At 35.7% G+C, this 18,214-nt stretch carries 18 protein-coding genes; all 18 read left to right on the top strand.

From position 1 onward, the window contains the following. The first annotated feature begins 10 nt into the window (after nt 1–10). From AC6H0V_RS01370 to AC6H0V_RS01285, 18 genes are read left to right on the top strand one after another with little or no spacing between them, the layout of a single operon-like run. Entirely contained in the window at nt 11–1,255 is a 1,245-nt protein-coding gene (locus AC6H0V_RS01370) for an ABC transporter ATP-binding protein (protein ID WP_497561912.1), read from the top strand. Further along, nucleotides 1,252–1,662: a cupin domain-containing protein gene (locus AC6H0V_RS01365; protein ID WP_497561911.1), complete on the top strand. Its 411-nt coding sequence runs from the start codon at nt 1,252–1,254 to the stop codon at nt 1,660–1,662. The genes AC6H0V_RS01370 and AC6H0V_RS01365 overlap by 4 nt, the downstream gene beginning before the upstream one ends. Further along, a complete protein-coding gene (locus tag AC6H0V_RS01360) occupies nt 1,659–2,411 on the top strand; it encodes a class I SAM-dependent DNA methyltransferase (protein ID WP_497561910.1) in 753 nt (250 codons plus the stop codon). The genes AC6H0V_RS01365 and AC6H0V_RS01360 overlap by 4 nt, the downstream gene beginning before the upstream one ends. Further along, nucleotides 2,412–3,545, top strand: coding sequence for a DegT/DnrJ/EryC1/StrS family aminotransferase (locus AC6H0V_RS01355; RefSeq protein ID WP_497561909.1), 1,134 nt, complete (start codon nt 2,412–2,414; stop codon nt 3,543–3,545). Beyond that, the gene (locus AC6H0V_RS01350; RefSeq protein ID WP_497561908.1) at nt 3,542–4,708 is read left to right on the top strand and encodes a glycosyltransferase family protein; all 1,167 of its coding nucleotides are present in this window, start codon (nt 3,542–3,544) and stop codon (nt 4,706–4,708) included. The genes AC6H0V_RS01355 and AC6H0V_RS01350 overlap by 4 nt, the downstream gene beginning before the upstream one ends. 1 nt (nt 4,709) lies before the next feature. Next, nucleotides 4,710–5,558: an alpha-1,2-fucosyltransferase gene (locus AC6H0V_RS01345; RefSeq protein WP_497561907.1), complete on the top strand. Its 849-nt coding sequence runs from the start codon at nt 4,710–4,712 to the stop codon at nt 5,556–5,558. A 3-nt stretch (nt 5,559–5,561) separates the two neighbouring features. After that, nucleotides 5,562–6,515 (top strand): nucleotide-diphospho-sugar transferase, encoded by a 954-nt coding sequence (locus AC6H0V_RS01340; RefSeq protein ID WP_497561906.1) that lies wholly within the window; start codon nt 5,562–5,564, stop codon nt 6,513–6,515. Between the two features lie 14 nt (nt 6,516–6,529). Beyond that, a complete protein-coding gene (locus AC6H0V_RS01335; RefSeq protein ID WP_497561905.1) occupies nt 6,530–7,741 on the top strand; it encodes a glycosyltransferase family 4 protein in 1,212 nt (403 codons plus the stop codon). Nucleotides 7,742–7,765: 24 nt separating this feature from the next. After that, a complete protein-coding gene (locus tag AC6H0V_RS01330) occupies nt 7,766–8,944 on the top strand; it encodes a glycosyltransferase (protein ID WP_497561904.1) in 1,179 nt (392 codons plus the stop codon). Then, the gene (locus AC6H0V_RS01325; RefSeq protein WP_497561903.1) at nt 8,937–9,704 is read left to right on the top strand and encodes a class I SAM-dependent methyltransferase; all 768 of its coding nucleotides are present in this window, start codon (nt 8,937–8,939) and stop codon (nt 9,702–9,704) included. Before AC6H0V_RS01330 ends, AC6H0V_RS01325 begins: the two co-directional genes overlap by 8 nt. Further along, nucleotides 9,704–10,702, top strand: coding sequence for a glycosyltransferase (locus AC6H0V_RS01320; RefSeq protein ID WP_497561902.1), 999 nt, complete (start codon nt 9,704–9,706; stop codon nt 10,700–10,702). Before AC6H0V_RS01325 ends, AC6H0V_RS01320 begins: the two co-directional genes overlap by 1 nt. Beyond that, nucleotides 10,702–11,868: a glycosyltransferase family 4 protein gene (locus AC6H0V_RS01315; RefSeq protein ID WP_497561901.1), complete on the top strand. Its 1,167-nt coding sequence runs from the start codon at nt 10,702–10,704 to the stop codon at nt 11,866–11,868. The genes AC6H0V_RS01320 and AC6H0V_RS01315 overlap by 1 nt, the downstream gene beginning before the upstream one ends. Next, complete coding sequence (locus AC6H0V_RS01310; protein WP_497561900.1) at nt 11,855–13,009, top strand: glycosyltransferase family protein; 1,155 nt, start codon at nt 11,855–11,857, stop codon at nt 13,007–13,009. The genes AC6H0V_RS01315 and AC6H0V_RS01310 overlap by 14 nt, the downstream gene beginning before the upstream one ends. Before the next feature lie 47 nt (nt 13,010–13,056). After that, nucleotides 13,057–14,151 (top strand): glycosyltransferase family 61 protein, encoded by a 1,095-nt coding sequence (locus AC6H0V_RS01305; protein ID WP_497561899.1) that lies wholly within the window; start codon nt 13,057–13,059, stop codon nt 14,149–14,151. Next, nucleotides 14,139–15,146, top strand: a complete 1,008-nt coding sequence (locus AC6H0V_RS01300) for a glycosyltransferase family 2 protein (RefSeq protein WP_497561898.1) — start codon at nt 14,139–14,141, stop codon at nt 15,144–15,146. Before AC6H0V_RS01305 ends, AC6H0V_RS01300 begins: the two co-directional genes overlap by 13 nt. Nucleotides 15,147–15,196: 50 nt before the next feature. Beyond that, complete coding sequence (locus AC6H0V_RS01295; RefSeq protein WP_497561897.1) at nt 15,197–16,009, top strand: FkbM family methyltransferase; 813 nt, start codon at nt 15,197–15,199, stop codon at nt 16,007–16,009. Continuing rightward, complete coding sequence (locus tag AC6H0V_RS01290; RefSeq protein ID WP_497561896.1) at nt 15,996–17,141, top strand: glycosyltransferase family 61 protein; 1,146 nt, start codon at nt 15,996–15,998, stop codon at nt 17,139–17,141. Before AC6H0V_RS01295 ends, AC6H0V_RS01290 begins: the two co-directional genes overlap by 14 nt. Next, nucleotides 17,134–18,210 carry an acyltransferase family protein gene (locus tag AC6H0V_RS01285; RefSeq protein ID WP_497561895.1) on the top strand — a complete coding sequence of 359 codons (1,077 nt, stop codon included), beginning with the start codon at nt 17,134–17,136 and terminating at the stop codon, nt 18,208–18,210. Before AC6H0V_RS01290 ends, AC6H0V_RS01285 begins: the two co-directional genes overlap by 8 nt. The last annotated feature ends 4 nt before the right edge of the window (nt 18,211–18,214 follow it).

The raw sequence follows: 18,214 nt of genomic DNA, 5'->3' as shown, positions 1-18,214 counted from the left end.
ATTTTTTGATATGAGTAACCCAGTTATTATTGCTGAAAATATTTCCAAAGTGTACCAACTTGGACAGATTGGAACGGGCACCCTAACCAGGGATCTACAACGTTGGTATGCCCGAATGCGCGGTAAGGACGATCCTTTTTTAAGAATTGGGGAAACAAATGATCAAAATACAAAAAGTGAAAGCGATGTAGTATGGAGTTTAAAGGATATCAATTTTGAGATAGAGGAAGGTGATGCCGTGGGGATCATCGGCAGAAATGGCGCTGGAAAAAGTACCCTTCTAAAAATTCTAAGTAAGATTACTTCGCCAACCACTGGTAAAATTAGTGGAAGGGGCCGCATAGCCAGTTTATTAGAAGTTGGCACAGGTTTTCATCCCGAACTTAGCGGTAGAGAAAATATTTACCTGAACGGAGCAATTTTGGGAATGAGGAAAAAAGAAATAGCACGGAAAATGGACGAGATTGTTGATTTTGCGGGAATTGAACGTTATTTAGATACACCCGTAAAACGCTATAGCTCTGGAATGTACGTACGCTTGGCATTTGCCGTTGCAGCACATTTAGAAAGCGAAATCTTAATTGTTGATGAAGTTTTAGCCGTTGGGGATGCCGAATTTCAGAAAAAATGCCTTGGGAAAATGGGCGATGTTAGCAAGGGAGAGGGACGAACAGTACTTTTTGTAAGCCATAACATGGGTGCGGTAACAGAACTCTGCAAGTCTGGAATTGTTCTCGAAAATGGTGTAACCACCTTTATCGGGAAGGCACAAAAAGCGGTAGATTACTATTTAAAAAATCAAAGCCAATATCTGTTAAAGGTATACTCCACATCAGATCTTAACTCCAATCCGAAGTTTTCATATATCGAAATACAATTAATGGGCGATCAGCCATCCCATACGCTACAGGTAAAATTTAAGGTAAATAGAAGCATATATTCTACTTCAGCTTTTGCTGTATTTGGCATAAAAAATAGTGCTAGTGTTACCATCATGGAAGCTATTCCATCATTAGATAATTATATTAATTTCGATAATGAAGAAAAAATATATACCTGTTTAATACACTTGGATAACTTTATTCCGGATGAATACAGTGTATATGCCTGGATGGGTGCCAGTGAAGCAGAAACCTATGATTGGGTTGATGACAAGCTGGGTTTCGAAATTCATGATTCTCCAACCCCAAAACGGACCTTTCCATTCTCTACCAAAACAGGTTCTCAGATTGCTAATTCATATTTAATACGATGATAGAAGAAATTAGACATAATGCTAGGCTTTTATCTGTTATAATAAGAGCAAACTACCATAAAGAAGGGATTTCATTTTTTACGCCGAATGATTTTTCACAGCAATTAGGCTACATGAACAGACCTAGTGGTTATGTGATTGAGCCTCATGTACATAATTTGATCGAGAGAAAAGTTTCACTTACCCAAGAGGTGCTATACATCAAATCAGGAAAGGTAAGAGTAGATTTTTACAATGATGAGCAGGATTATTTAGAAAGCAGAACGCTTGAGAAAGGAGATGTAATTCTCTTAGCCGCCGGTGGGCATGGTTTTGAAATATTGGAAGATGCAGAGATGATAGAAATTAAACAAGGCCCCTATTGCGGGGACGAAGATAAAGTAAGATTTAATCCTACATCAAAATGAAAGATAATTTTAAACTGTATAGCGAATATTACGACCTGCTCTATCAGGACAAAGATTATCATGGGGAAGCAAAGTATGTGATCGATCTAATTAACCACTACCGACCGGGAAGTAAATCTATTCTTGAATTAGGTTCCGGCACTGGTAAACATGCCAAACTATTTTCTGCTCAGGGCTTTACGGTACTAGGACTAGAAAAAAGTGAGGAAATGGTTAACATAGCGAATTCCGAACACGCTAAAAATGTTGAATTTCGAATTGCAGACATTGCCGATTTTAAACTTGAAGAAGGATTTGATGTGGCCTTATCCCTATTTCATGTAATTAGTTACCTTACCGACAATGATAGCCTAATCAACTGCTTCAATAATGTAAGTGATAGTTTAAATGAAAAGGGACTTTTCATCTTTGATGTTTGGCATAGCGCCGCCGTTAATGATCAGGTGCCCGAAAAAAGAAATAAAACTTTTAATAACGAGTTAATTGAGGTTAATCGACAAGCAACTCCTACTATTTTTCATGAACTAAACACAGTTGATGTGGATTATACCATCCATATTAAAAACTTAGAAGATCAGACCACCAGTACCTTCCACGAAAAACATTCGATGAGACACTTTAGTAAACCAGAAATAGAACTGTTGGCTTACGCAACAGGCTTTAGCCTATTGGCTTACGAAGCGTATTTGACTAAAGACAAACCATCAACAGATACCTGGGGTGTTTGCTATATCCTTCAAAAAAAATAAATGGGAACCAATAAAATTGCAATTCCGGTAAATACCCCGCTGTTAAACGGAAATGAGCTTAAATACGTAACAGAGTGTATAGAAACTGGATGGATTTCTAGTGAAGGGCCCTTTATTACCAAGTTTGAAGAAAAATTTGCAAGCTATATTGGCCGCGAATATGGTGTGGCGGTTAGCAATGGTTCGGCGGCTTTAGATGTAGCCATTAAAGCCTTGCATATAGGAGAAGGAGATGAAGTTATCATGCCTACTTTTACTATTATCTCTCCTGCGCAGTCTGTAGTAACAGCTGGAGGGATACCCGTTTTAGTTGATAGTGATCCATTAACCTGGAACATGGATGTTAGCCAGATCGAAGAAAAAATAACTTCAAAAACAAAAGCGATATTGGTTGTCCACATTTATGGATTACCTGTTGATATGGATCCCATCCTAGCATTGGCCAAAAAATATAAGCTCAAAATTATAGAAGATGCTGCAGAAGTGCATGGACAAACCTACAATGGTAAGATGTGCGGGAGCTTTGGGGATATCAGCATTTTTAGCTTTTATCCCAATAAGCACATTACTACCGGAGAAGGCGGAATGATCTTAACGAATGATAAGGTTATAGCCGATCGGTGCAAATATTTAAGAAACCTGTGTTTCGAACCCAAAGGACCCCGATTTGTGCATCATGAACTAGGTTGGAATTACCGCATGACCAATCTTCAGGCTGCTTTAGGTGTGGCGCAATTAGAACAAATTGAAGGATTTATAAAAATCAAAAGAGAACATGGTTTAATGTATCAACATCAACTTTCTGCGCTAAAAGAAAGTGGCTATGTTCTCCCATTGGCAAAAACAGATTTTGCTGATAATATATACTGGGTATTTGGTTTAGTAGCACCATCCGAAAAGAAAAAAGACACGGTAACGGCCCATTTAACAGAAAACCAAATAGGCACACGCCCATTTTTCTGGTGCATACATGAACAGCCAGTTTTTCAAAAAATGGGATTATTTAAAAATGAAAGCTATCCCGTAGGAGAAAAATTAGCTAGAAATGGCTTCTATGTACCAAGTGGATTAGGTTTATCTGAAGACGCGATTAAAATTGTTAGTGAAATAGTATTAACAATATCGAATAAATGATTGGCCTGATAACCTACAATAAGGATACTTATTCGAACCCCACCCTATATGAACTTTTATTTCGCTTAAATTTATTAGGTAAAAAGGTTACCATTTTTTCTCCTTATCAAACCTATCATATCCCCAAACATTTCGATAATACAGGGCAATTCGTCATTAATCATTCGTTTATAAAACCCAAAAGGCCTATAAGACGCATAGCCTATTTGATTTCTTTTATCAAAACGGTGCTCTTTTTTAAACAAAATGGGATTAAAAATTTACTAGCAATAGACCCGGTCGGCTTACTTTGGGCTGGGAGATTGAAGAGAGTACTTAGATCAATAAATATTCATTATTGCTCATTTGAAATATTTTTTGAGGATGAATTTGGATCAGATATATTTTTAAAGGTAATCCGAGAAGATGAGATTAAAACTATCAATCAAGTTAAAAGCCTATTGATCCAAGACGAATATCGGAAGGCATTATTGATAGCCGAACTCCGCATTAAATCAGAAAAAATTAACTGGTTCTTAATTCCAGTAGCCCCTATCCCGCATAGGTCAATCCCCGAAAAAGTTGATTACAGAAAAGAATTGGGTTTATCCGAAACTGCTGTTGTGTATTTATATTCAGGCACCATTCAGGCTTGGTCCGGAGTATCAGATGTAATTGATGCCATTAAACAAGGTTTACCTGAAAATACATTTATACTGGTCCACAATCGTTACGGATTTGATGAGAATGATGTGCATCACAGCGAATTGATCCGCCTTCAACAAGAGGGATTTCCTGTTATACTTCACGGTAAGCATTTCGACATTGAAGAAGAATTACACTCGTTTGTTGAATGTTTCGACTATGGGATTGTTATTTATCGACCTGATCAAATTGGTGTAACAGGCAAAAATATTGTGGCCATTGGTTTGGCATCTGGAAAATTCTCATCTTATATGATGGCAGGGCTTCCTTCGCTACTTATTGCGTGCACAACATACGAAGAAATCTTAAAACGTTACCCCGTTGGAGAGCTGATTACAGACGTAAAGACATTACATTATCATATCATTAACAATACATTGGCAACTATTCCAAAAGATAATTGTAAAAAATTTTACAAGGAGGTCCTCTATCCAGAAGATACCATTAATGCATACGTAAATTTGATAACGAGCTCGTAATTTGATAGGGATTATCTTAAATGGTAGGTTAGGTAACCAATTGTTTCAATATGCATTTGCCTATACCGCTGCTAAAAAATTGAAAACAGGTTTTTATGTCGACAAAAGCATAGAACAGTTCTTACTTCCCAAATATTTTAACTTGCCCGATTCAAGGCTGCAATATTTAGATCAGCTTTTTACCATTAAGGGTTATAAAAATTTCTTCTCCTACTACGCAAGGCGAAGGTTCTACAAGTTAATCAGACAGATTTATAACCCGATGCATGTAAGATTTCATAATGAGCTTTATCCTGAAGATGAGTTAAAAAAAATTGGAGATAATGTGTTATTTGAAGGCTATTTCCAGTCAGAAAAATATTTTGAAGATGAAAAAGACTCCATCAAAAGAATTTTCAAAATCAAAGAAAACTACGTCGGCGATTACCTCACAATAAGAAGCCAACTTCCAAAAGACAAAAAGATAGCAGCTGTTCACGTAAGGAAAGGCGACTACAAAAATTTATCCTTTTACTTGCCGATGGCTTATTATCACGAAGCTATTAAAGCTATAGATCAGCAAGATTATCATTTTTTCTTTCTTTCTGACGAGCCTAAAGAAATAGAAAACGATTTTAATTATATCCTTAATAAAACCATTTCAAGTTATTCGGAAATTATAGATTTTCAATTTCTAATGAATGCCGATGTCTGTATCTTGTCCAATAGTAGTTTTTCGTGGTGGGCGGCCTACTTGAATGTTAAAAATCCACTTACCTACGTCCCCAAAAATTGGATGAATATTAATAATGAGGAATATCCCAAAGACGTAATCCCCAAAGAATGGAAGCAGTTAACCTATGAGATCTAATCCATGTTAGAGACACCTGTTCTTTTTCTAATTTTCAATCGGGCATCAACCAGTGCTATAGTATTTGAACAGATTAGAATTGCTAAACCTAAGCAACTTTTTATTGCTGCAGACGGACCGCGACCTGGAAATGAAAAGGACATCATAAAATGTGAAGAAACCAGAAATACCATACTAAACGCTATAGATTGGGATTGCGAGGTAAAAACCTTGTTTAGAAAAGATAACCTCGGCTGTGGTAGAGCGGTGAGCGGTTCAATAACATGGTTTTTTGAACAGGTAGAGCAGGGAATTATTCTCGAAGATGATTGTTTGCCAAGTCAGGACTTTTTTAAGTTTTGTGAGCTAATGCTCAATACACATAAGGATAATTTGAATGTTTATCACGTTTCGGGCTGTAATCAAAATGATAAAATATACGGAAATTCCCTCTATTATTTTTCAAAATACGCCAATATTTGGGGCTGGGCCACATGGAAAAGAGCTTGGCAAAACTACCGTTATCAAGTTGATCAAATTTTTGAAGACCCCATTGACCTAAAGCGTACTTTTAAAGACCCTTTCGAGAGGAAGTTTTGGCTCTCCGTTTATAACGTTCTCATAAATTACGGCTTAGATACCTGGGATTATCAATGGATTTTAAGCATCATCAGAGTTAAGGGACTATGTGTGAATACCAATTATAATTTGATCAGCAATATTGGCTTTAATGATGAAGCAACGCATACTACCTATGATGGACCACAAGCAAATAGGGAAATTAAAACTATACCTTGGAGCACCAATTTCGGTAAAGTAGAACAGAAGATTATAGAAGCGGCAGATATCGATTTGATGCGCAATATCCATGGTATAAAAAATCGGGGATATTTAGATCTTGTATTGCGAAAGTTTGTAAACCTGTTACATAAAATGAAATTGATTAAAAAATCACCTGCTTATTTTAAAAATAAATAAAATAAATGCCTAAAATGAAAATAGGAATTCCAATTGATGACTTGGACCCCCATGCAGGAGGAGGATATTCCTATACCCATCAATTGATTAATTCTATTGATGATTTTGAATTTGATGATCAATTAGAAATCATATTCATCGACATGTCTGGGAAATCTAGCCTAAATACAAAGAAAAAACTGCTGTCGTTCCATCCTTATAAAAACCCAACTATAACCGACCTATTTAGAAAGGTTTACATGTTGGGACTTCAAAAAATTAACGTGGGATGGTCAAATAGATGGCTGGAAGCGAAAGAAGTTCATCACTCAAAACGTAGAGATGTACTAATTACCCAAGAGCTAAAACTCAATCAAATTGATCTTCTTTTTTATTTGAGACCAGGCGGAAATGATTTTGATTATCCCTTTATAACCACCCATTGGGATATTGGGCATTATTCTACTTACATGTTTCCCGAGTTCGTTGAGGCATTCGAAAGCAGAAAACATTTTTATGAAACTGTTCTGCCAAAAGCACTAGCTGTAATTACCGAAACTGAAATGGGCAAAAAAGAGCTAATGCAGTATACCAAGTTAAATTCGGATAGAATAAAAGTAATGCCTCTCTTTCCTGGCAAGATTATTAATGAAAACGCTACTCTTACAGAACAAGTATCAATCTTGGAGAAATATGCACTCGAAAAAAACAAATTTCTATTGTACCCTGCCCAATTTTGGGCTCATAAAAACCACATGCTCCTATTAGAAGCATTTGATGAAGTAGGTAAAACACATCCTCTTTTAAAATTGGTTTTTACGGGTGCTGATAGGGGAAACTTAGCTTATATTCAAAATCAAATTTCAGCCAAAAATTTAGAGGAGAAAGTACATATTCTTGGTTTTATCCCAAATACTGAACTTTTCTCCTTGTACAAAAATGCCGCTGCACTAGTAATGCCTACATTTTTGGGACCATCAAATATGCCTCCTTTAGAAGCCGCCTATCTAGGTTGTCCAGTGCTTTTGAGCGATTTAGAAGGACACAGGGAATTAATGGGCGATTATGCTACCTATTTCAATCCTGTAAAGGTTGGCGAACTTACTACGGCCATCCTAACACAGTTATCAGTACCCAGAACAGAAAAAAACTTTGAGAATAGTGGACATTTTAGCACGGGTAATGCGATGAAAAACTTGCAAAAAGCACTTTTGAGTATTTCACACGTAAGAAAGACATGGAATTAACAATGATAAACCCAACGCTTAAGTTTGGCAGATAAGAAATTGAAAATTTGGTTGGTTGGGAGTATAACCCCAGTTAACGATGTGGCCGGCCCGTTGATTATTTATAGGCATTTCAAGTATTTTGAGGCCAATGGTCATACACTCAAAGTAATTACCCACCAAAAAGCAGGTTACCAAGCAGGTGAAGCATGGGAGACCATAAAACTTAAGCATACTTTTATCATTAGACTGATACGAAGAATTTTTTTTAGAAAATACTTGCATTGGATCGGTGAACTTATGATTTCTCGCCTTTTTTATTTCAAGGCAAAAAAAGAATTCGAAGGAAGCTTACCCGATATTCTTCTTACCACCTGGAGCGATTATCTGTTGCCATGTGCATATCGCATTGCAAAGAAAAACAAGATCCCTTTGGTTATATTCTGTCATGATGATATGGAAAACCAAATACGATCTGATTCTATCAACAATTTCCTTAAAAGAAAAAGCCTCAAAAAGATCTATCAGTTTGCCAACGTTAGATTATGCGTTGCCGAAGGAATGAATGAAGAATTCTTTAAAAGATACGATGCAATGGGAACTGTTCTTTATCCCATTGGTGGCGAGGTTAAATCATCCGATCTTAAACCTAGTGTGGATAAAAACCAGTTAACATTTGGTTATTTTGGTTCGATCAGCAATGGATATCTCCCTTTGCTTTTTTTTGCAAATTGTTTAGCAGAGGGACATCACGAATTACATATCAGCAGTACCGGTTTCCCACTAGAAGGGCCATATGTTAACACTGTTCAGATTAAAAACCTGGGCTTTTTTAAAAACCGTACTGATCTATTAAGCTATATAAAAAACCATATTGATGTTTGTGTTGTTGCCCAATCCTTTGATTTTAAAGATGAAATATTTCTTAAGACCAACTTCCCATCAAAATTAATAGACATGATGGGATTTAATTTGCCAATCCTAATTATCTCCCCTCCATACAGTAGTTCGGCAAGAATAGCGCTTGAAAATCCTGACACATTCGTATACATTAATTCTCTAGATGTAAATCTTATAAAGGCAAAAATTCTAGCGCTTCAAAATTCGACTACCCGCGAGGACTATGCAGAAAAAATAAAAATTTTATATCAAAAGAAATTTTCACCAGCTATTATACATCATCAATTGGAAACCATCTTACAAAACATCAGTATTCATGATTAAATGTAACCTCTGCAATAGTACAAACAACAGTAAATATCTGCAATTAGCCAGTAATCATGCGATTTATAATTGTAACAGTTGTTTAAATGGTTTTACCCAACCAGCCCCGAGTTACATTGAGTATACAGAAGAGGATTTTCATGAACAATTTGATTTCAAAAACATTGATGACCTACCTGCCCAATGGAAAGATGGCTTATACAAACAGTATGATCTGATCAAAAGGTATATCCCGGCAAATGGCAATATTTTAGAATTGGGGTGTGGACAAGGTTTATTTCTTTCGTTTTTAAAAGAAAAAGGGTATCAGACTTATGCCGTTGAACCTAGTCTCAGCGCATCCGCTATTGCGCAAAAAAAAGGATTGAACGTTAAAACAGGTTACTACCCTGAACAGCATTTTGAGGGGGTTAATTTTGATCTCATTATTATGGCACAGGTTTTAGAACATGTAGAAAAACCATTAACATTGCTTAAAGAAATTGCCGAACGAAATAAGGGAAAGTATCTCTTGTTAGTCCAAACAAATTTTAAAGGTATTGTTCCTCTTAAGTTAAAAACCATATGGTATGGATGGGTGCCCGATCAACATTATTGGCATTTTACTGCTAGTGGATTAAAAAATGTAGTTAAACAACTTGGCCTCAAGGTAGAAAAAATAGAGTACAGCACTTTAGAACATAATAATTACTGGCTTTCTAGGCTTTCATCATACATCCCTTTTGCGGGAGATCAAATGCATGTGTTAATTAAACTCTAATGGAAAGAAAAATAATTTGCCTTACCCCTGTAAAAAACGAAGCCTGGATCCTCCATACTTTTTTGAGTGCAGCAAGCTTATGGGCAGATCACATTATTGTCTCTGATCAAGGTTCAACGGATAACTCTAAAGAAATTGCTAAATCTTTTGATAAGGTAATACTGATAGAAAATAGCGGAACAAGTTACAATGAATCTGAGCGACAAAAACAGCTGATTGATGAAGCGAGAAAAATTCCAGGCGAAAACAATGTGTTTATGGCCCTGGATGCAGACGAAATATTGGTTAATTATCAAGAAAATCCTGAATGGGAACAGCTTAAAAATGAAAGTCCAGGCACTACAATTTGGCTACCTTGGTTAAACGTTTTACCGGGGTGCGAAACCTATTATGGTGCAAATGGAGGCGAAATGCTCTTTGGATACATCAATGACGGCAGGCCACATAAAGGAAATACCATTCATAGTCCAAGGGTTCCCTCAGATTTAACCGAAAATAGGGTCAAGTATAAAGAACTTAAAATACTCCACTTTCAATATGCTTTAAAGGAAAGATTATTAAGCAAACACAGATGGTACGAATGCTTCGAAAAAATAAAATTCCCCGATAGGAATAATATCGACATATATCGCCAGTACCACCATATTGATTTACCGATAAAGGACATCAGGAAAATTGAACCGGCTTGGTTAACAGATCTAACTACTCATCATATTTCGTTAAATGATATCAAAGACAATGGCGAGTATTGGTGGGATAAAGAAGTGTGTTTGTGGTTTGATAAATACGGAGTAAACTATTTTAGAAAACAGGCCATCTGGTATGTAGATTGGAAAAAGATTTATCAGCAACTTATTAGTGATAATAGTACACACATTTATGACCCCAGATCTAAATTTGACAAACTTGTTCATCAATGGCTTGCCACATCTCAGACCAATCGCTTTGGTTTCAAAAATAAAGTGATCAATAAATTATTAAGAAAGATAAATTGGTGATGAAGATTGTTTATTTAACAAACGGTAATCCTAATGATGTGCACAATTGGTCGGGCTTAACCCATTACATTTCAAAATCCCTGGTTAACGCAGGCAATGAAGTTGTTTATGTACATTCTTTTAATAATAAGCCTAGTTTCTTATTAAGGTTGATGCAGAAAATTGTCCCTAAGTTAACTGGTAAATTCCTGCAGCCGCATCGCTATCCATCTTACTATAACCAATATAAACCTCAAATTGAGGAGCAATTAAAAAAACATGATCATATAGATTTTATCTTCAGTAATTCTTCAGAGTTAATCGCTGTTGCCCCCTCATCAATTCCAAAAGCCTTCTGGGTGGATGCTTCATTTAACGCCATGCTGGGGTACTATCCCGAATTTTCTATTTTACACCCAGATACAATTAAAAAGGCTAATCAGTTAGAGCAAAAAGCGTATGATGCAGCAGAAGCTATATTCTTTGCTTCTAACTGGGCTGCAGAAACGGCAAAATCATTTTATAACATAGCCGAAAATAAAGTACATGTTGTTCCTTTTGGAGCCAATATGACCGAAGAATTAGCACAATCAGAAGTAGAAGAAATTATCGCCTCTAAATCTTTTGAAACCTGTAACCTGCTTTTTTCTGGGGTCGACTGGGAGCGTAAAGGAGGTTTAGTAGCCCTTAAAGTTGCTGAAGGACTGAACGAAAGTGGAATTAATTGTATACTCCATATCGTGGGCTGTACCCCTTTCTTAAATGGCGAAGAGCCAGCTTTCGTTAATCAGGTTGGATTTCTTTCCAAAAAAAATCCGGCCCATAAAAAGCAATATGAATCACTATTTAAACTTGCCCATTTTTTGATCGTTCCTTCAAAAGCCGAATGTTACGGCTTGGTATATTGCGAAGCCAATGCCTATGGATTACCAGCAATCGCTACCAAAACAGGTGGAATACCCACTATTATCGAAGATAATGTGAACGGAAAAACATTCGAATTAACGGCTTCGGCTAGCGAGTACATAACTTTTATTAAAACTTATTTTACCGATGTTGAAGCTTATCGTAAGCTTGCCAATAATTCATATATTAGTTATAAAAAAAACTTGAACTGGGATGTTGCGGGCAAAAAAGTCACTCAACTATTATCAAATCATCTAAAAGCAAAGATTGGAAACGCGTAAAAAATTATTGTTTATACATGATAGCCTACCAGCAGAAGGCATTTCTGGAATGATTGTTTTTTTAAGGCATTTTACTAGGCTAAAGGATTGGGAAATCCATATGCTAGTTCCAGAAAATGCTTATCGAGCTAATATTGTATCCAACTATCCCGAAAATTTTATTGTCCATACCTTTAAGCTAAGGAAAAAATGGTGGCCACCTTTCAGAGAAAACAGCCCTCTTTTAGTTCGCGTCCGACTTCTACTAATTGAAAAGGAATTTGCCAAACATGTAAAAATGATTCAGCCACAACTCGCCATTTCTGTATTATTTCATTATTACAGTGTGGCAATGGCACGGCTATCGAAGAAAACCAACATCCCTTTGGTATTATTTCTTCATGATCTATGGGATATTAAAAGTCCTGAGAAACAAATCCAACGTTTAAGGAAAGATTATGGCAAAGAGGCCATCTTAAAAAGTTCATTTATGCTGCCCGTAACCAAAGAGTTGGTCAATTATTATTTAGAGAGTCCAATCGGCAATTACGAGGTGCTATACCCCATACCCGATGGTTTTAAGCCACATGCAAAAAGGACCACAATCAAAAACATTGTATACGCTGGCACTATAGAGCAACATCACCTAAACCTATTTAATGATGTTTTAGATGTGCTTGAAGCACAAGGGTTTCGTTTAACGATAATTACAAATGAGCCTAAAAAGCTATTTCAACTTCAAGAGAAACACTCCAACCTAATTGTAAATAAACCATTTGAAACAAACCGGGATGCCTTATCCTATATTGCAGAAACTGCTACTGCAATTTTGGTAAACTATGGAACAAATAAAATTATTAACCCATTTGCCATGCATAGTTTTCCGAGCAAGTTTGTCGAGTTTTCGCATTTGGGATTACCTATAATTACCCTATCACCTACTGGAAGTCCTTTTTACAACTTCCTTGAAGAAAATAATTTTCCACTAATGGTTAAGGGTAATATTAAAGAAGGGTTAAATGCAATATTAACTAATTTACAAGATCCTCAACTTTATGCGGCCTACTGTAAAGCAAGTAGCGACTTAGCTGAATTACAATTTAATCCAGAGAAAATTCAAGCACAATTTGAAGCCGTTCTTTCGAGCATGATTAACAACTAATGCTTCAACATTTAAAATCAAGTTTCAAATCAGCTTTGCTCAAACTGTTGAGAAAGTTTAAAATTTATCATAAAATTTCAGGAGTTCCTATTGGCGAAGCTTCTCTAGCACAAGTGATAAATGATGTAGAGCTTATTTTATCAAAGAAAATCGCTCCCGAAAAAAATATACTACCCCTTTCCCTTAATGAACAAATCAATGCGAAATTTGCATTCTATAACAATTTAGATCCTTTCGAAAATTTTGTGATCAAAGCCAAAAATTGGAGGATCTGGGGTAACCAAGGGGCAGTAATTACAGCACAAAACTATCTCTTTAAGGATGTTTCTAGGGAGTACGACAACCCTAAGCATTCCATTTTTGAACAGGTTAAGCTCCAGCCAGATATAGCAATTAAGGAAACATTAGCCGTTCTAGCAGCTTCTGGTGCCGAAGTATATTACCATTGGATGCTTGATATCTTACCTAGAATTAATCTTTTGAAAGAAAGTAAACTAATAGATGATATCGACAAGTTTGTAATTAATTTTTCTCATCTTAATTTTCAAAAAGAAACTTTAGAAAGAGCAGGCATAGCCGAAAGTAAAATTATGCAAAGCGTTGATCATTGGAATTTCCACGTAGCCGCTCAAACCCTAATCATACCGTCACTGCCCTCTCCTATCAACCGCCCCTCATTAGAATCAGCCCTATATTTAAGATCTTTGTTTAGCAAAGAAATTAATAATGATGTTCAAGAAAAGCGAATTTATGTACAAAGGGCTCGCGGACGCACCATTATCAATGAAGAAGAATTGCTTGCAGTTTTACGGCCATTAAATTTTGAAATCATTGATTTGGAAGAGTTAAGTGTTGCTGACCAGGCTTCACTGTTTTCTAAAGCGGAAATAGTAATAGGCCCCCACGGATCTGGATTTACCAATATTGCCTTTTGTAAGCCTAAAACGGTAATCATAGATCTCTTTTCACCACTGTGGGTTAATCCCTGCTTTTGGATTTTATCCAATCATTTACAACTGAAATATGCGTATTTGATAGGTAAAAGCAATACTGTTAATGCTAACGAAATTAATAAAGGCGCAAATATGCACATCGAGGTAGAAGACTTTAAGGCCATACTTAAAAAGGCATGGATCAATTAAGTTTACAACCTCTAGTTTCGATTATTATACCCGTGTATAACGCTGAGCGATATTTGGCCCAATCCATCCAATCGGCCATAGACCAAACCTGGGGAAATAAAGAATTGATTATCGTAATTGATGGGGCTAGTGATCAATCCCTCTACATTGCCAATTCCTTTGCAGGTGAAAACATAAAAATAATCGAGCAAGAAAATCGTGGGGCATCTGCAGCCAGAAATAGGGGCATTAAAGAAGCTAAAGGTGCATATATGCAGTTTCTCGACGCCGATGACATATTAGATAAGGATAAAATTAAAGTACAGATTGAGCAGTTAAAAGATAAAAAGGGATGGATAGCTCTTGGTGCAACAACTTTTTTTAATGATGGAGAGCAACATTTTAAGGCCCACATCACGCATGGTTGGTTTAAAGGCCTGCACCAGCCTGTTCAATTTTTAACCAAACTCTACGGCGCAGAAATTGTGGGCGAAAATTTAGGTGGGATGATCCAGCCAAATTCATGGCTTGTTCCTGCCAAAATAATTGAAAAGGCAGGTTTTTGGAATGAAAATTTAACATTAGATGATGATGGTGAATACTTTTGCAGGGTTATCTTGAACAGTGAGGGGATAAAATATGTACCTGAAAGCATCAACTATTACCGAAAAATAAACCAGGTAACTACAAATCTAAGCGCATCAAAAAGCAAAAAAGCTTTCGAAAGTGCTATTTTATCAACTGATCTAAAGTATAAGCATCTAACTCCTTTTATTGAAAAAGAACTGTTAAATAAAATATTTGGTCGTTTGTATTGGGACGTAGCCGTTACACTCTATCCTTTACACCTTTCATTATTTAAAATAATAAGGAAAAAGATCAAATCTTTGGGAAATACCCAAGCAGAAAATTTTTATACGCATACTCCATTATATAGATTTACCACTAAATATTTTGGCTGGAAACTTTCAGCCTGGATAAGTTTTATAAAACAAGCAGTGTTTAAGCCTTCTTAAAATTTTTATCCTATGTTTGCCATCAAATTAACACTTACTTTCCTTCGTCCATGAAACATTTTATTGAAAGAGTTCTAATCTTTATCCTCAAAAAATTAGATGTTAGGTTACTTAGTCACGCCCACATTCAAATGGGTATTTCTGCTTTTAATAACTTTCAGGTAAGCGGTGAAGAACAGGTACTGAAATTTATAAAAAACAGCAACATAATTAGTGATTTAACCCTTATTGATGTTGGAGCAAATAATGGCGATTACAGTTTATTATTAGCAGGTATATTTCCAGAAGCTCAGATCAATGCATTTGAACCCATGCAAAATGTATATCAGGAAGCGAAAAAAGCATTAAGCATCCATCCAAATGTGAGGCTCTTAAACTGCGGACTCCATTCGCATGTGGGTAATATTACACTTTATAACAGCCTAGACCATCATAATGATCAGATTTCAACTTCGTATAAGGCCGGATTAGTTGATTTTTATAATGTAGAAAACCTGCAGGAATTTACAATTGAGGTTAATACCTTTGATAATTTCTGCGAGGAAAATAAAATCGATAAGGTTGGCTTTTTAAAAATAGATGTTGAAGGCGCCGAATTAGAAGTATTAAAAGGGGCGAAAAAAATGTTGGATAATGGCAAAATAAGAGTAATCCAATTCGAATTTAACGATTTCAATGTAAGTTCAAGAACGTTTTTTAAAGATTTCTACGATATCCTTCCTAACTTTAATTTTTACCGGATCTCAAGTAAAGGCCTTCATTATATGGGAAAATACAGCACATCACATGAGATATTTGTTTATCAAAATATTTTAGCCATTCAAGATTCTAAAGATCTATTTAAAAAGGATGTTAAATTCTAGTACACTTAAATATTTTTTAAAGCAATTCCCTTTTATTTATCCAAAGGGATTTTTGAGCTCTACAAAAAAATTTATCGATAAACAAAATTCTAAGTTAATTCCCTATTCAAAAAATAGGTATGCCCAATATTTTTTAATAGACGAGGAAGAAACTTACTTTTTACCAGCAGCAAAAGGTTTGCAACATGGAAAGTTAGCTGCTTTTACCATCAATCAGGCCTATAAAACCACAAAAAAATACCTATACTTTTTGCCAGATTCTTTTATCATCGGTAATGAAGGTATAACCGCGACCAATCGTAACTACATCTTCGAAGATTTTGCCCATTATTTTAATATCTCAACGATAAAAGGAAAACAGTACAATAAGCCATTTCAAAATTTTTCTCTTAACATTCTTCCCATTTCAGGTACAACGGCGTCTTTACTTTTTTCTAAGTCGGACAACATTTACCATTGGTTTTTTGACGTTTTAGCAAGGATTAGATTTTATCAACCTATCCTACATCAGCTTGATCATGTTTTGATCAGCGATACGGTACCCGATCATTTTATCTCCCTCTTGCCCCTTTTTGGGATCCCTATGGAGAAAGTGATTAAGGTGAAAGCAGATCAAAAATTGCATATCGAATACCTGTATATTAGCACTCTAGCAGGAAGTGAGGGAAGAAGTAGTGTGAAAGATGTAAACTACCTCATCCAAAAATTAAGTCCAACAACGGCCGGCACAGGGAATAAAAAATTCTACCTGAAAAGAGGCGAATTAGCCAAGCGAAATATCATTAATGAAAAAGAATTAATCGATGTATTAGAACAAAAAGGTTTTACTATTCTCGACCCAGGAAGCTTAACAATTTCCGAACAACACCAGTGTTTTAGTGAAGCAAGCATGATTGTTTCTTTCCATGGCGCAGCACTATTTAACCTTTTATTTGTGCCGCAAAATTGCCAGGTATTAGAATTGTTCTCTCCAGATTATTTTAGAACAGACTGTTATTATAACCTGGCAAGCCTAAGAAAGCTCAGCTATTGGTATCTAGTAGGGGAAAAAGATGATGCAAAATGGGGAAATGCACATATAGATATGGTCCTCTTTAAACAAACCATAGATCAAATGTTGGCCCGTGAATAAATTTATTGGGATAGATTTGTTAAGGGCCTTTGCTGCATTTGCTGTTTTTTATTACCATCAACAACTTGGTTTTATTGCTACAAAATACACTGGAATACAACTTTTAGGATATACGGATGTATTGGGTTCTACCTATGCGGTGCCCTTGTTTTTTTTACTTAGTGGTTTTTGTATTCATCTGTCGTGCCTAAAACAATTAACAGATAATAAACCTTTGCAACTTAAGAATTACTACTTGAATAGATTTTTCAGAATCTATCCTGCATATTTCTTTTCGTTAATCCTGTCAGTAATCATTATGTCCATAATTAATCCTAGTTTGCACATTTCAACTAGCGATTTAATTGTCCATCTATTTAATGGGCAAGGTTTTAGTAGGACTTACTTTAGTACGATCAACATTGTTTTATGGACAATTACTGTAGAAATGGCGTTCTATTTCATTTATCCTATTTATTATTACATTAATAGAAAATGGAACGCAAATATTGCCCTTCTTTTTTCTTTGGTAGTTACAGGTATAAGTATCGGCTTGTTTAATGCCAGTGGCAAAGAGTTAACTTTTCCGCAGTACCTTTTATTTACCAATTTATGGTTCGGTTGGTGTTTTGGCGCCTGGGCCTGTGATCAATATTTTCGAAATCCCCTGTTTTTTAAATCATTTAAGTGGGCCTTAATGGTAATTTTTATCATTAGTTTATTTATCGCTTTGCATTTTATCGATTACACCCAAGGAATTCTATTGAAGAATATATCTTATATTTTAATATGGTCGCCAATCTTAATCTTTGTAATGAAACAAGAAAATCATTTGGTTAAAATTAAAAAATGGCTAAAAATCCCCATTGCAATAGGTTTATCAAGCTATAGTTTATACCTTCTTCATGAGCCTCTAATAGCTATAAAGAACTATCTTATAAGCAGCTTTATAGATCAAAAATATAACTCATTGGTTATGGTTTTTGGAACGCTATTAATTCCAGTTATTTGTTACTTTAACTATCAATTAATTGAAATTCCATTTCTAAAACTGAGGAGAAATTTTACAAAGGCTAAGCCCCATAAATAGTTAG

The sequence above is a fragment of the Pedobacter sp. NO84 genome (assembly GCF_059703915.1).
The sequence above is the reverse complement of the archived record's forward strand: the minus strand, read 5'-3'. Positions and strand labels throughout refer to the sequence as shown.

Bases quoted from the DNA above. Each gene is read 5' to 3' on its own strand.
- AC6H0V_RS01370 (WP_497561912.1), top strand. From the start codon at position 11: ATGAGTAACCCAGTTATTATTGCTGAAAATATTTCCAAAGTGTACCAA.
- AC6H0V_RS01295 (WP_497561897.1), top strand. From the start codon at position 15,197: ATGAAACATTTTATTGAAAGAGTTCTAATCTTTATCCTCAAAAAATTA.
- AC6H0V_RS01340 (WP_497561906.1), top strand. From the start codon at position 5,562: ATGTTAGAGACACCTGTTCTTTTTCTAATTTTCAATCGGGCATCAACC.
- AC6H0V_RS01350 (WP_497561908.1), top strand. From the start codon at position 3,542: ATGATTGGCCTGATAACCTACAATAAGGATACTTATTCGAACCCCACC.
- AC6H0V_RS01335 (WP_497561905.1), top strand. From the start codon at position 6,530: ATGAAAATAGGAATTCCAATTGATGACTTGGACCCCCATGCAGGAGGA.
- AC6H0V_RS01325 (WP_497561903.1), top strand. From the start codon at position 8,937: ATGATTAAATGTAACCTCTGCAATAGTACAAACAACAGTAAATATCTG.
- AC6H0V_RS01290 (WP_497561896.1), top strand. From the start codon at position 15,996: ATGTTAAATTCTAGTACACTTAAATATTTTTTAAAGCAATTCCCTTTT.
- AC6H0V_RS01360 (WP_497561910.1), top strand. From the start codon at position 1,659: ATGAAAGATAATTTTAAACTGTATAGCGAATATTACGACCTGCTCTAT.
- AC6H0V_RS01320 (WP_497561902.1), top strand. From the start codon at position 9,704: ATGGAAAGAAAAATAATTTGCCTTACCCCTGTAAAAAACGAAGCCTGG.
- AC6H0V_RS01300 (WP_497561898.1), top strand. From the start codon at position 14,139: ATGGATCAATTAAGTTTACAACCTCTAGTTTCGATTATTATACCCGTG.
- AC6H0V_RS01355 (WP_497561909.1), top strand. From the start codon at position 2,412: ATGGGAACCAATAAAATTGCAATTCCGGTAAATACCCCGCTGTTAAAC.
- AC6H0V_RS01365 (WP_497561911.1), top strand. From the start codon at position 1,252: ATGATAGAAGAAATTAGACATAATGCTAGGCTTTTATCTGTTATAATA.
- AC6H0V_RS01315 (WP_497561901.1), top strand. From the start codon at position 10,702: ATGAAGATTGTTTATTTAACAAACGGTAATCCTAATGATGTGCACAAT.